Below are 12,903 nucleotides of genomic sequence, written 5' to 3'. Positions count from 1 at the left end.
ATTTCTCAGTCCAACTAATGGGGAGCAGTTCAAAGTGCGGGAGGGGGTCTAGCGCTACAGCCGCCTAAGCAGCCGTAGCTGCCATAGCAGGCTGAGCTCTCAGAGCTGCTAGGACTAGCGAGCCTTCTCGATGATCTCGGTCAGGCGGAAGTGCTTGTCCTTGGACAGCGGGCGGGTCTCCTCGATGCGAACGCGGTCGCCTACGCCGGCGGTCTCGTTCTCATCGTGGACCTTCACGCGGGAGTTACGGCGCATGATCTTGCCGTACAGTGCGTGCTGCTTGCGGTCTTCGAGCTCGACCACGATGGTCTTGTTCATCTTGGTGGAAACAACGTATCCGGAGCGAACCTTACGGGCGCCCTTCTCGTTCTTCACAGCTGCGTTGTCATTCACGGTTGCCTCACTCATGCTGCGTCACCACCCGGGTTGGTAGACAGCCCGAGCTCACGCTCGCGCAGGACGGTGTAGATGCGGGCGATGTCGCGCTTGACAACACCCAGACGACGGTTGTTGGTCAGCTGGCCGGTCGCAGCCTGGAAGCGAAGGTTGAACAGTTCTTCCTTCGCCTCACGCAGGCGGGTGGTCAGCTCTTCGTTGTTGAGCTCGCGGAGCTCATGTGCCGGAGTTCCGGTAGCCATTAGAACTGATCCTCCTTCTTCACGATGCGAACCTTGCAGGGCAGCTTGTTACCAGCACGGCGCAGTGCCTCGAGGGCGATCTCCTCGTTCGGGTAAGAGGCCTCGAAGAGGATGCGACCCGGCTTAACGTTAGCAACCCACTTCTCCACCGGGCCCTTACCGGAACCCATACGCACGCCGAGCGGCTTCTGGGTCAGCGGACGATCCGGGAAGATGTTGATCCACACCTTGCCGCCACGCTTCATGTGGCGGTTAATGGCGATACGAGCGGACTCGATCTGACGGTTCGTGATGTAGGTCGGCTCCAGGGCCTGCAGGCCGTAGTCGCCGAACGTTACGCGGTTGCCGCCCTTGGACACGCCACGACGGGTCGGGCGGTGCTGGCGACGGTATTTAACGCGCTTCGGGATAAGCATTTGTCTTAGCCCTCCTGCTTCTGCTCAGCGCGCTGGCGACGTGCGCCACCGCGACGTGGACGCTCGCGACGGCCGCGAGACGGGCGCTCGTCGCGTGCATTCATCAGGCTCTCGCGACGGCCACCGACGACGTCACCCTTGTAGATCCACACCTTGACGCCGATGCGTCCGAAGGTGGTGTGAGCCTCGTAGGTGCCGTAGTCGATCTCAGCGCGGAGGGTGTGCAGCGGAACGCGACCCTCGTGGTAGCGCTCGGTGCGGCCCATCTCCGCGCCGCCCAGGCGACCGGAGCAAACAACCTTAATGCCCTTGACCTGCGGCTGGCGCATAGCGCCCTGGATTGCCTTGCGCATAGCGCGACGGAAGGCAACGCGGTTGGTCAGCTGCTCAGCGATGGACTGTGCCACCAGCTGTGCGTTGGCATCGATGTTCTTAACTTCGAGGATGTTCAGCTGAACCTGCTTGCCGGTGAGCTTCTCCAGCTGGCCGCGGATGCGGTCAGCCTCGGAGCCACGACGGCCGATCACAATGCCTGGGCGGGCAGTGTGGATGTCAACGCGAACCCGGTCATGGGTGCGCTCGATGACAACGTTGGCGATACCGGCGCGGTCAAGACCCTCGGACAGGAAGTCGCGGATCTTGATGTCCTCGGCGAGGTAATCAGCGTACTGCTTGTCGGCGTACCAGCGGGAGCGCCACTCGGAAGTGATACCCAGCCGGAGGCCGTGGGGGTGGATTTTCTGGCCCACTACTGAGCACTTCCCTTCTGGCTCTCGACGACCACAGTGATGTGGCTGGTGCGCTTGCGGACGTGGAATGCACGACCCTGGGCGCGGGGACGGAAACGGCGCATGGTCGGACCCTCGTCGGCGTAAGCCTCAGAGACGACCAGCGTGTGCGGATCCAAGCCGAAGTTGTTCTCGGCGTTGGCGGCGGCCGAAGCAACAACCTTCGCGACCGGCTCGGAAGCGGCCTGCGGAGCGTACTTCAGGATCGCCAGTGCGTCCTCGACGGACTTGCCACGGATCGTGTCGATCACGCGACGTGCCTTCATCGGAGTGACGCGGACGAAACGCGCGGTTGCGCGTGCGGTGGTTACGGTGTCAGACATGATTATCGACGACCCTTCTTGTCGTCCTTGACGTGACCCTTGAAGGTCTTCGTAGGAGCGAACTCACCTAGCTTGTGACCGACCATGGAATCGTCGATGAACACCGGTACGTGCTTGCGACCGTCGTGGACGGCGAAAGTGTGGCCGATGAAATCGGGAAGAATGGTCGAGCGACGGGACCACGTCTTGATGACGTTCTTGTTGCCCTTTTCGTTCTGAGCGTCCACCTTCGCAAGGAGGTGTTCGTCGACGAATGGGCCCTTCTTCAGGCTGCGTGGCATTCTCTACTACCTCCTCTTAGCGCTTCTTGTTCTTGTTGGAGCGACGACGGCGAACGATCATCCGGTCGCTAGGACGGTTCGGCTTGCGGGTGCGTCCCTCAGGCTGGCCCCAAGGAGACACAGGGTGACGACCACCGGAGGTCTTACCCTCACCACCGCCGTGCGGGTGGTCAACCGGGTTCATAACAACACCACGGACGGTCGGGCGAACGCCCTTCCAGCGCATACGGCCGGCCTTGCCCCAGCGGATGTTGATCTGGTCAGCGTTGCCGACCTCGCCGATGGTGGCGCGGCAGCGGATGTCAACGCGACGGATCTCGGTGGACGGCATACGCAGGACTGCGTACTTGCCTTCCTTACCCAGCAGCTGGATGGAGGCACCAGCGGAACGAGCCATCTTGGCGCCGCCGCCCGGCTTCAGCTCCACAGCGTGGATGGTGGTACCGGTCGGGATGTTACGCAGCGGCAGGTTGTTACCAACCTTGATGTCTGCGTTCGGGCCGGACTCCAGCAGGGCACCCTGCTGCAGGCCACGCGGGGCGATGATGTAACGCTTCTCGCCATCGCGGTAGTGCAGCAGTGCGATGTTAGCGGTGCGGTTCGGGTCGTACTCGATGTGAGCAACCTTAGCCAGCACGCCGTCCTTGTCGTTACGACGGAAGTCGATAACGCGGTAGCGGCGCTTGTGGCCACCACCCTTGTGACGGGTCGTGATGTGGCCGTGAACGTTACGACCACCGGTCTTCGACAGCGGGCGCAGCAGAGACTTCTCAGGAGTCGAACGGGTAATTTCCGCGAACTCGGAGACAGAACTCTGGCGGCGACCCGGCGTAGTCGGCTTGTACTTACGAATAGCCATACTCTTGCTTCCTCTTTACCTTTCGGTATCCGGCGGCCCTTAGGCGGTCGCTCCACCGAAGATGTCGATCGGATCGCTGCCGGCGACCAGGGTCACCATGGCGCGCTTGGTTGCCTTGCGCTGGCCGTAGCCGGTGCGGGTGCGCTTACGCTTGCCCTCACGGTTAACGGTGTTAACGCTGGCGACCTTCACACCAAAGATCTGCTCGACGGCAATCTTGATTTGGGTCTTGTTAGAGCTGGGGTTAACCAGGAACGTGTAAACGTTCTGCTCCATCAGGCCGTAGGACTTCTCAGATACGACCGGGGCGATGATGATATCGCGAGGATCAGCTACAGTGCTCACTTTGCCTCCTCCTTGGTCTTATCAGCGGCGTTGATGAAAGCGTTCAGTGCCTCCACGGAGAACACAACGTCATCTGCGTTCAGAACGTCGTAGGTGTTCAGCTGGTCGTTGACCAGGGTGTGCACCTGCGGCAGGTTGTTCACAGACTTCCACGCGGTGACGTCTTCGCGGGTCAGGACGACCAGCACGGACTTGCGGTCCGTCAGACGCTCGATGAAAGCGCGTGCAGCCTTGGTGGACGGGGTCTGGCCCGGGACCAGCTCCTCGACCACGTGGATGCGATCGTGACGCACGCGATCGGTCAGGGCGCCACGCAGAGCGGCGGCCTTCATCTTCTTTGGGGTGCGCTGGGAGTAGTCGCGCGGCTGCGGACCGTGAACCGTGCCACCACCGGTGAAGTGGGGAGCGCGGATGGAGCCCTGGCGAGCACGACCGGTGCCCTTCTGGCGGAATGGCTTACGGCCACCACCGGACACCATGCCACGAGTCTTCGTAGCGTGGGTACCCTGGCGCTTTGCTGCGAGCTGAGCGGTAACGACCTGGTGCATCAGGGCGATGCTTGCCTCTGCATCGAAGATGGATGCGGGCAGCTCGACCGTGCCGTTGGTCTTACCGTCAGCGGTGTGGACATCAAGCTTTAGATTGCTCATGCGTGTGCACCGCCCTTCACTGCGGTCTTGACAACGACGAGGCCGCCGTTGACACCCGGAACTGCGCCCTTGATCAGGAGCAGGTTGGACTCTGCGTCGACCTTGGCAACCTTCAGGTTCTGCTGGGTAACGCGGTCGTTACCCATGCGGCCTGCCATGCGCTTGCCCTTGAACACGCGGCCGGGGGTGGCTGCCTGTCCAATGGAGCCCACGCGGCGGTGAGCAGCCTGGTTACCGTGTGCAGCACCCTGGCCGGCGAAGCCGTGGCGCTTCATGCCACCGGCGTAGCCCTTACCCTTGGTGGTGCCCGTCACGTCGACGAACTTGACATCGTTGAAGATGTCGACGGTGACGTCCTGGCCAACCTCGTAGCTGGATGCGTCTGCAACGCGGATCTCAGCGACGTGGCGGCGCGGAGTCACGCCGGCCTTCTTGAAGTGACCAGCGGCAGGCTTGTTGACCTTGCGCGGGTCGATCTCGCCGAAGGCGATCTGTACGGCCTCGTAGCCGTCGGTTTCCTTGGTACGCACCTGGGTTACGACACAAGGCCCAGCCTCGACGACGGTAACCGGTACAACACGGTTCTCTTCGTCGAAGATCTGGGTCATGCCGAGCTTCTTGCCCAGGATGCCCTTGATCTCAATATCACTCATAGTTTCTCTTCCGCTGCCGTTTCAGTAGTTCAGACTCTTTTGCCGCTTACTGAATGTTGACGTCGACGCTGGCCGGAAGATCGATGCGCATGAGAGCGTCAACGGTCTTCGGGGTTGGGTCGAGAATGTCGATCAGACGCTTGTGCGTACGCATCTCAAAGTGCTCGCGCGAGTCCTTGTACTTGTGCGGAGAACGGATGACGCAGTACACGTTCTTTTCAGTTGGCAGTGGCACTGGGCCGACAACACGAGCGCCGGTACGGGTTACCGTCTCGACGATCTTCTTGGCAGAAGCGTCGATAGCCTCGTGATCGTAGGCCTTGAGCCTAATGCGGATCTTCTGTCCCGCCACGCTTGTCCTCTTCCTTCAAAGCGCACCTGCTGCCTGAACAGCGGGTTAGCACGCTTTTTGTCTGTCTTAGTCTTAACGCTGTCCAGCCTTGGGGCCTGGTCCAGTCGCCAGTGTCGCTTGTGTCTTACATTTACTTGTTTGTGCCATCGATGGACGCGGGTCATTTGGTTTTAATGAACACACGCCATACGCACTTGGGTTAACAAGTCTTTGTAACAACACCCGGTTCCCGCCCCTGTTGGTTCCACGTCTGGCCTTAACTAATTAAGTCCTCATATATGGAGCCAAGCTTGGAAGCGTGTTCCGCGCTTTGTCGGAAGGATTTCCTTCGCTTACTGCCGCTGTTCATTTACCATGCCCCATCCTCCGGCACCCGCGGTCGGGCGTGTCGCCTTTCCGCTTTTTAAGTACCGCACAGCAAAGCAGCCCCGCCACGATCCTTGGAGGATAATTTTCGCGAGGTTCTTCACCGACGATGGATCATGCTCACTTCACCATCGACACCTTCTTGGTTCAGCCTGGCTTCACCCGACTGGCCTCATATGCCGTGTTAAAGCAACGTCAAGTATTGAACCACACCGGGCGCGCCGAAACCAAATCACTACTCTCTTTTCTTATTGACGCCCCAACGCGCCCACCTGCTTTTACTCCAGAAGGGCCACGGAGCACTACAATCACCACAAAGTTGAGATTGATGATGGATGGCCTAAAGGTGGCGTCATCTAAAGAAGGAACAATAATGAGCGACCCCCGCAACTCACGTCGCCCTTCCCCAGGCCCGACGCGCCATCCGATACCGCCATCTGCTTCGGCGCGTCCTGCCGCATCGCGACCCCAACGTCGGGAGCACGCGGAAGACAACAACCGTAGGCGGCAGGCACCCAAACACCGTAAGCAAAAAACCCCTCAGGATAAGAGGCGGCTTATTGCGCGCATTGGCGCCGCGATTTTCGCCACGCTCATTGTCCTCGCGCTGTGGCCGCACGACTCGTCTGTCAAGCCTCCGGAAGGTCTGGAATCCAACGAGGTTGTTGCGGAACGGTCGCCCACTATTCCGCCGGCCGCAGCTCAAGAGATGTTTATTCCGGCGATCAACGTGCATGCGAACTTTGAGGAGGGTTCGTGCCGAGTCAAGGACGGGGCCATCGACCCGGACACTTTGGATAAGGCATGCACGTACACCGCGCCTGATCGCCCGTATTCACTACCTGGAACGAATGCGCCAGACATCGTGGTAATTGCAGGCCACACCGGCGCAGGTGTACCTGCTGTATTCAACGACCTATACGACGGGACGGCAGATCGCCATAGAGTTGCCGTGGGCGACAAGCTGTATATCCGCACAGCCGAATCTGGAGACAACTGGCTGGTCTATTCCGCATCCGACCTGCACGATCCCAGCAAGGATGCGCTATCGAAGGATCCACAGATTTGGGGGGACGGCCCCATGCCGGGCCGACTACTGACGATTAGTTGCATCCAGCCCGCGAACCCCCTTGCCTCTGCCGTGCGTAACGCTGTTGTGGGTTGGCAATATCAGGGAACTTCCAGCACCGCTAGCGCTCCCCACCCTGGGCAATCGGGTCAGTAGAAGCACTACCCCCAGAATGCGCTAAATCTCATTAACTTAGAAAAAGATGTGACAAATGTTAAGGACGGGTCTAATGTTACTCGTGTTAATGCCTTCGCTGTTTGGTGGGCATTGCGCACGACCTATTTCTTGAAGGAGATAACATGAAGCGTTTCTCGCAATCCCTGACCGCAGTCGCAATGGCTGGCGCCCTCGCTCTCGGCGGCGCAACTGTTGCCCAGGCTCAGATTCCCGCTACGGAGACTGATTCTACCGACGCCACCAACATTCCGAATCCGGGTGGGGACACCGCCGAAGACCCTGCCGAGGACACCAACATCCCGGCCCCGGCCACCAAGCAGGATGACGAAGGTAACACCTGGTACCAGAGCACGCAGGATCCGAGCGTTTACGTGAAGGATCCCAACAAGGCAAACGAGCCGATCACCGACCAGATGCGTGCAGACTACAACAAGGCCTTCGGCGTCCCGACCGAAGAGGGCATCCCGGCTCCGGCCACCAAGAAAGACAAGTTCGGCAACACCTGCTACCAGCACCTGCAGGATCCGAACGTCTACGTGAAGGATCCCAACAAGGTCAACGAGCCGATCACCGATGAGATGCGCGCAGAGTGCCAGGAGTTCGACAAGAAGCAGCTGGCTTGGCTGGCTCTGCCGGCTGCCCTGATCATCGGCGGCATCGTCTGGCACCTGGCTAACGACGGCAAGACCTACGTCAAGGACGAGAACAGCAAGGAAGCTCCGTCTGCCGAGGAGAAGGCAGCTTCCGACAAGATGCTGCAGGAAAACAAGGACGAGGTCATCGCCCAGGGCGGCAAGCTGGCCGGCCAGGACGCTGGCGCTGCCAACACCGACCGCGGCATGCTGGCACAGACCGGCTCCAACACCGCTGCACGCGGCCTGGCTGCCCTGGCTGTCCTGGCTATGGTCGCAGCTGGCGCGTTCGCCGTTCGCCGCAAGATCTTCGCTTAGGCCGAAGCCCTAAGGCACGTATCCCCAAGGGGACACGCGCGCTAGAAACCAGCCCACCTTCCTTGGCCTAGTAGCCGATGCAGGTGGGCTTTTCCATGTACCGGCAGCGCCTCTCCCCCATCGAGGCAGCCCACAACTACAATCGCCACATAAGTGAGATTTGAAGGCGAATGGCCGCAGGTGGCGTCCACAAAAGAGGAACTGCATTGAGCGATTACCGCAGCAACCCCGAATACCAACGCCAACGGCGCGCACTAGTTCGGAAGCACCACCCCGACGCAGGTGGGACGGATGCCGAACTGATCGAGGCGCTGCGGGTACTCGACGAAAGCTGGGATCGGCGGGCACGCCTATGCCGCCAGGTCCGGGAACACCGGCCAAGCTTCATCTCCGAGCAGAAAGCGGAACAGGCCATGGACGCAGCCGAGCAGGCCGTCGGGATCGCAGAGAACCTCGCACGTAGCGCCGGACGATTTGCGGGGAACATCAGGAACACGGTCATGAACAAACTGCCGGAAGAGTTTCGCCGCGGATACAGAGAGGGCGACAAATGACCACCCGCTACGAGCAAATCGCACGCGAACTGCGCGAGGAAATCCGTAGCCAAAAGCTACGCGTTGGGGAGCCCATACCCAGCGAGAAAGCCCTCGCAGACCGCTTCGACGTTGCCCCCGGCACCATGCGCCAGGCGCTGAATGTTCTGGTCGACGAAGGCATCCTGAGTTCAAAACGCGGCGCGCGCAAAGTAGTCATGCGCATGCCGGCGCGCTTCCCCGAGATCTCGAAGTTCCGCAGTTTCGCTCAATGGGCTTACAGTCGCGGACGCACGCCCGGCGGACACGTCATCTCCCAGGAATGGGCAGAGCAGACCGAACAGGATACCGAGCTTCTGCGCGTTCCTCCGGGCGAGCAAGTACTCACCGTGCTGCGTGTGCGCACCATCGACGGTTCCCCCATCATGCTGGAACGCACCCGCTACCCCGCCTGGGTCGGCACCAAAGTCGAGCCGATGGATCCGACTTGCCCTTCGGTGACCAACGAACTGGCCTCCCGCCACAACGTCCACTTCTTTGCTGCCGACAACGTGTTCTCCGCGGCGAAGGCGGGCGAGGTAGATGCGCGCTGGCTGCCTCTCGATGCCGGCGACCCCGTACTGGTCCACCGACGCTTGTCGCGCGATGCGAGGGGCACGCCGTTGGAGATGAGTGAAGATCGCTATATTGCGGACGCCCTCAGCCTCGCCGTGCCGACGTCTGGCAAGAACAACACGCTCAGCTGGACTACGTTGAATCACTTCCCCTGGGGCTAACCGGTCGCACCCTTTCTGGGAAGTAGGGCGCCGCCGGGGGTATCTTTCACGACCCCTCCTTACGGATCAATAAGGAATAGGTTAGCCTAACCTGTGTTATGTTGGTTCATTCTACACCATCTTGAGGAGATGATTGTGATAGCTAAGAAATCCCACCGGATAACATCGGTGGGCATCGCCCTGGGAATGCTCAGTATCGGCCTGGGGCCTGTTCTCGCCCCCATCGCCGGGGCTCAAACTGAGCAGACGGCTCATTCGGCAGCCGAGACCTCCGAGAGCGGCAACGGCAGTTTGGATTGGGCATTGCGCGACTCGTTCCTGCGCTATTCCCTGGGAGCTACCCACGTCACTGACGGTGCCACCAAGATCTATTCCAACGGAACTGACAAGCCATCGTCGGAAAGCGATACCGTTGAGCAGTACTACAAGTTCAACCTGAAGAAAGCGACCTTCGAGGAAGCTAGCCAGACCACCCGTGCCGAGTTTCAGGGACGCGTTGAATACTTCAAGTACTGCGAGGGCAAGCCTGCGAAGCGCGGTAACTGCTCACTGGAGCTGACGATCAAGGACCCAACCATTGTGCTGAGCCCAGACGGCTCGCATGTGGAAGCTGACGTGCGTTCCAAGCAATACCCGAGTGGCAAGATATTCGAGAAGGAAGATGCCAAGATCGCACAGGCTTGGACCAAGACCGCCAAGTTTGAACAAAAGGGCGGCAAGAGTTCTTGGAAGGGCATCAATACTTCGCTGACCGAAGACGGTGTGCGCACCTTCTCTGGTTTCTATAATCTGGGTGGCCCGCTGGCTCCACTAAGTTTCGAATACGAGGGCAAAGGCGGGCGCCCTGGGAACGACTCGGCACCATTGACCATTGGCGATCGCTTCCGTTCCAATCAGGTTGTTGATTCAGACCGTATGCTGGGTCTGCAGGACTATATAGCCCTGGCAACCCGCGTGAGTTCGGAAAGCAAAACCGCAATTGAGCTCTTCGATCCTAAGACGATGCAGGCAATTGGCGCCCCCCTCGAAGCCCCATTGCAGTACACCGAAAGTCTGCTGTACACCGAGGGGGCAGACAACAACGTCTATTGGGTAGAGGGCAAGTCTTTGAAGACCGCCACGGCCTCTGCGCAGGGATGGTCTACGCCCGTGACGCTTCACGACAACGTGGGTGCCGAGCCCACAGGCATCGCGTACGACGCTGCGAATGATCGTGTGGGAGTGATCGCCCGTGGTACCACCGACGATGACTCGACGCTAACCTGGGTGACTTCGGCAGGAAAGGCCGAAACTGTGAAGTTGACTCCAGCCCAGGACGTCGTAGCTGCGCACAACCCGGAGACCAAACTTTACGGCAATGGCCACAACCGAGTTCTCTACGGCGAGGCTGGGACCTTCGCACTGGCAAGCAGTATGAACGTGATGCCGGACGGCAACATTCTTTACCTGCCAGCGGCTGCTGTGAGCCTGGCGAACAGTGAAAGCTACCGCGTGCCGCCAGTGTTGATTAAGCCTGACGGTACTGCCGAGCTGGCCGAAGGTGGCACGCACTTGGGCACCATCGCCGATGGTGCTACCTATGCAACTCGCATGTCCACCGATGGAATCAACGTCGCATTCTTTAGCCATGATTGGTCTCGACCAGGAATGCAGTTCTTCCGCTATGAAGACGGTGTGCTTACTCCGCAGTCCGACCGTGGCCCAGTTGGCGACCTGCATAAAGTTTCGGACATTGCCTTCGTCGATGGCCAGGCTTTGGTGACGAGCGAATCAAAGTCGAAGCTGAGTTGGGTAGACCCGGCAACACGGACTGAAACTGAGAGCATCAACCTGCCGAACCAGAAGGATACGGCCGGCAAACACCGGAACCTCCTGGAATGGAAGAACAAGGTGTTCGCTTACTCTATTGAGACAGACAACTCTACCTATCTGGAGCACGCAGTAATCCTGCGTCTGGATTCGACTGATCCGAAGCTGGGCGACCACACCGACCGGGTAGAGCCAGCGGCGCCAGAAGAGCCGGGAACGGAACCAGAAGGTCAGCCTGGCTCTGAACAGGAAAATCCGGGGGCGGGCACCAACTCCGGCGAGGACACGAAGCCGGGCGAAGACAACAAGCCGGACGAAGACACCAAGCCCGGCGAAGACGCAAAGTCGCAAGATAGCAACAAACCGGACGAACAGGATAACCCCGAGGATTCCAAGTCGGGGGTAGAAGGAAAGAAATCCAAGAGCGTGTGGGATCACATCACTGGATTCCTCTCGACTGGCTTTGAATGGATCGCGAAGATCTTCAACTGGCTATTCTTTTTGCTGTGCCTACCGTTCTTCGATTAACAACTAAGAGGCATTAGAGATACGAAAAGAGCCCCCGGATTCCGAAAAATCCGGGGGCTCTTTTAGCCTTGAACTGCTTAGCGCCGTAGCGCTAGGCGGTGACCAGCGAAGTGATCTAGGTGACTACTTGGTGATCTTGGTAACGCGACCAGCGCCAACGGTGCGGCCACCCTCACGGATAGCGAAGCGCAGGCCCTCGTCCATAGCAACCGGCTGGATCAGGGTGACGGACATGTCAACGTTGTCGCCCGGCATAACCATCTCGGTGCCCTCCGGCAGCTTCACAACACCGGTAACGTCGGTGGTGCGGAAGTAGAACTGCGGACGGTAGTTGTCGAAGAACGGGGTGTGGCGGCCGCCCTCGTCCTTGGACAGAACGTAGACGGAGCCCTCGAACTCGGTGTGCGGGGTGTACTCGCCCGGCTTAGCGATGATCTGGCCACGCTCAACGTCCTCGCGCTTCAGGCCACGCAGCAGCAGTGCAGCGTTGTCGCCGGCCTCTGCGGTGTCCAGCAGCTTGTTGAACATCTCGATGGAGGTAACGGTGGTCTTCTGAGCCTTCTCGCGGATACCCAGGATCTCGACCTCGTCGTTCAGGTTCAGGACGCCACGCTCAACACGGCCGGTAACAACGGTACCGCGACCGGTGATGGTGAAGATGTCCTCAACCGGCATCAGGAACGGCTTGTCGGTCTCGCGCTCCGGATCCGGGATGGAGTCGTCGCAAGCCTGCATCAGCTCGAGAATCTGGTTAGCCCACTTCTCGTCGCCCTCCAGAGCCTTCAGTGCGGAGATGTGAACAACCGGAGCTTCCTCGTCGAAGTCCTGCTCAGCCAGCAGCTCGCGGACCTCCATCTCAACGAGCTCCAGCAGCTCCTCATCGTCAACCATGTCGCACTTGTTCAGTGCAACCAGGATGTACGGAACGCCAACCTGGCGAGCCAGCAGAACGTGCTCGCGGGTCTGCGGCATCGGGCCATCGGTTGCAGCAACAACCAGGATGGCGCCGTCCATCTGAGCAGCACCGGTGATCATGTTCTTGATGTAGTCAGCGTGGCCCGGAGCGTCAACGTGAGCGTAGTGGCGCTTCTCGGTCTCGTACTCAACGTGGGAGATGTTGATCGTGATGCCACGCTCCTTCTCCTCCGGCGCCTTATCGATGGCGTCGAAAGCGAAGGACTTGTTGGCCTCTGGGAACTTGTCAGCCAGAACCTTGGTAATCGCGGCAGTGGTGGTGGTCTTGCCGTGGTCGACGTGACCGATGGTGCCGATGTTTACGTGCGGCTTGGAACGCTCGAACTTAGCCTTCGCCACTTTGTGTCCTCCTGGACTGCTCGGTGGCTACGACTCTCGCAGCCACATTAACTTTTGTTGCCAGCCAGTTGTCTTC

General features: G+C 59.7%; 17 protein-coding genes. 5 read left to right on the top strand and 12 right to left on the bottom strand.

Annotated features, from left to right (window positions below; all coding sequences use genetic code 11):
* Window positions 1-114: 114 nt before the first annotated feature.
* The 11 genes from rpsQ to rpsJ are packed head-to-tail and all read right to left on the bottom strand — an operon-like array spanning window position 115 to window position 5,305.
* Entirely contained in the window at window positions 115-408 is a 294-nt protein-coding gene (gene rpsQ, locus HMPREF2678_RS03260; RefSeq protein WP_034971073.1) for a 30S ribosomal protein S17, read from the bottom strand.
* Window positions 405-638 carry a 50S ribosomal protein L29 gene (rpmC, locus tag HMPREF2678_RS03255; RefSeq protein WP_005291954.1) on the bottom strand — a complete coding sequence of 78 codons (234 nt, stop codon included), beginning with the start codon at window positions 636-638 and terminating at the stop codon, window positions 405-407. The genes rpsQ and rpmC overlap by 4 nt, the downstream gene beginning before the upstream one ends.
* Window positions 638-1,054, bottom strand: a complete 417-nt coding sequence (rplP, locus tag HMPREF2678_RS03250) for a 50S ribosomal protein L16 (RefSeq protein ID WP_034971072.1) — start codon at window positions 1,052-1,054, stop codon at window positions 638-640. The genes rpmC and rplP overlap by 1 nt, the downstream gene beginning before the upstream one ends.
* Window positions 1,055-1,059: 5 nt before the next feature.
* A complete protein-coding gene (gene rpsC / locus HMPREF2678_RS03245) occupies window positions 1,060-1,803 on the bottom strand; it encodes a 30S ribosomal protein S3 (protein ID WP_005291959.1) in 744 nt (247 codons plus the stop codon).
* On the bottom strand, window positions 1,803-2,165 hold the full coding sequence (rplV, locus tag HMPREF2678_RS03240; protein WP_070550854.1) for a 50S ribosomal protein L22: 363 nt from the start codon (window positions 2,163-2,165) through the stop codon (window positions 1,803-1,805). The genes rpsC and rplV overlap by 1 nt, the downstream gene beginning before the upstream one ends.
* A gap of 2 nt (window positions 2,166-2,167) precedes the next feature.
* Window positions 2,168-2,446 carry a 30S ribosomal protein S19 gene (rpsS, locus tag HMPREF2678_RS03235; RefSeq protein ID WP_005291963.1) on the bottom strand — a complete coding sequence of 93 codons (279 nt, stop codon included), beginning with the start codon at window positions 2,444-2,446 and terminating at the stop codon, window positions 2,168-2,170.
* 16 nt (window positions 2,447-2,462) lie between these two features.
* Entirely contained in the window at window positions 2,463-3,305 is an 843-nt protein-coding gene (rplB, locus tag HMPREF2678_RS03230; RefSeq protein WP_011274164.1) for a 50S ribosomal protein L2, read from the bottom strand.
* A gap of 39 nt (window positions 3,306-3,344) precedes the next feature.
* Window positions 3,345-3,650, bottom strand: coding sequence for a 50S ribosomal protein L23 (gene rplW, locus HMPREF2678_RS03225; protein ID WP_005291980.1), 306 nt, complete (start codon window positions 3,648-3,650; stop codon window positions 3,345-3,347).
* Entirely contained in the window at window positions 3,647-4,300 is a 654-nt protein-coding gene (gene rplD / locus HMPREF2678_RS03220; RefSeq protein WP_034993860.1) for a 50S ribosomal protein L4, read from the bottom strand. The genes rplW and rplD overlap by 4 nt, the downstream gene beginning before the upstream one ends.
* Window positions 4,297-4,953: a 50S ribosomal protein L3 gene (gene rplC, locus HMPREF2678_RS03215; RefSeq protein ID WP_005291985.1), complete on the bottom strand. Its 657-nt coding sequence runs from the start codon at window positions 4,951-4,953 to the stop codon at window positions 4,297-4,299. Before rplC ends, rplD begins: the two co-directional genes overlap by 4 nt.
* Before the next feature lie 46 nt (window positions 4,954-4,999).
* A complete protein-coding gene (gene rpsJ, locus HMPREF2678_RS03210) occupies window positions 5,000-5,305 on the bottom strand; it encodes a 30S ribosomal protein S10 (protein WP_010120790.1) in 306 nt (101 codons plus the stop codon).
* A gap of 739 nt (window positions 5,306-6,044) precedes the next feature.
* Here rpsJ and HMPREF2678_RS03205 point away from each other — a divergent pair.
* From HMPREF2678_RS03205 to HMPREF2678_RS03185, 5 genes are all read left to right on the top strand, one after another.
* Complete coding sequence (locus HMPREF2678_RS03205; RefSeq protein ID WP_246817867.1) at window positions 6,045-6,896, top strand: sortase; 852 nt, start codon at window positions 6,045-6,047, stop codon at window positions 6,894-6,896.
* A gap of 143 nt (window positions 6,897-7,039) precedes the next feature.
* Window positions 7,040-7,867: a hypothetical protein gene (locus HMPREF2678_RS03200; RefSeq protein ID WP_070550852.1), complete on the top strand. Its 828-nt coding sequence runs from the start codon at window positions 7,040-7,042 to the stop codon at window positions 7,865-7,867.
* 206 nt (window positions 7,868-8,073) lie between these two features.
* Window positions 8,074-8,421 carry a hypothetical protein gene (locus HMPREF2678_RS03195; RefSeq protein ID WP_034971068.1) on the top strand — a complete coding sequence of 116 codons (348 nt, stop codon included), beginning with the start codon at window positions 8,074-8,076 and terminating at the stop codon, window positions 8,419-8,421.
* The gene (locus HMPREF2678_RS03190; RefSeq protein WP_034971067.1) at window positions 8,418-9,176 is read left to right on the top strand and encodes a GntR family transcriptional regulator; all 759 of its coding nucleotides are present in this window, start codon (window positions 8,418-8,420) and stop codon (window positions 9,174-9,176) included. Before HMPREF2678_RS03195 ends, HMPREF2678_RS03190 begins: the two co-directional genes overlap by 4 nt.
* A gap of 135 nt (window positions 9,177-9,311) precedes the next feature.
* Entirely contained in the window at window positions 9,312-11,513 is a 2,202-nt protein-coding gene (locus HMPREF2678_RS03185) for an HtaA domain-containing protein (protein WP_168163081.1), read from the top strand.
* 123 nt (window positions 11,514-11,636) lie between these two features.
* On the opposite strand, the gene tuf is transcribed toward HMPREF2678_RS03185, so the two are convergent.
* Complete coding sequence (gene tuf / locus HMPREF2678_RS03180) at window positions 11,637-12,827, bottom strand: elongation factor Tu (protein WP_034971065.1); 1,191 nt, start codon at window positions 12,825-12,827, stop codon at window positions 11,637-11,639.
* Window positions 12,828-12,903: the final 76 nt, after the last annotated feature.

The sequence above is a fragment of the Corynebacterium sp. HMSC058E07 genome (genome assembly GCF_001809885.1).
Lineage (GTDB): Bacteria > Actinomycetota > Actinomycetes > Mycobacteriales > Mycobacteriaceae > Corynebacterium > Corynebacterium macclintockiae.
Note: the sequence above shows the minus strand (reverse complement) of the source record. Positions and strands in the feature narration are given on the sequence as shown.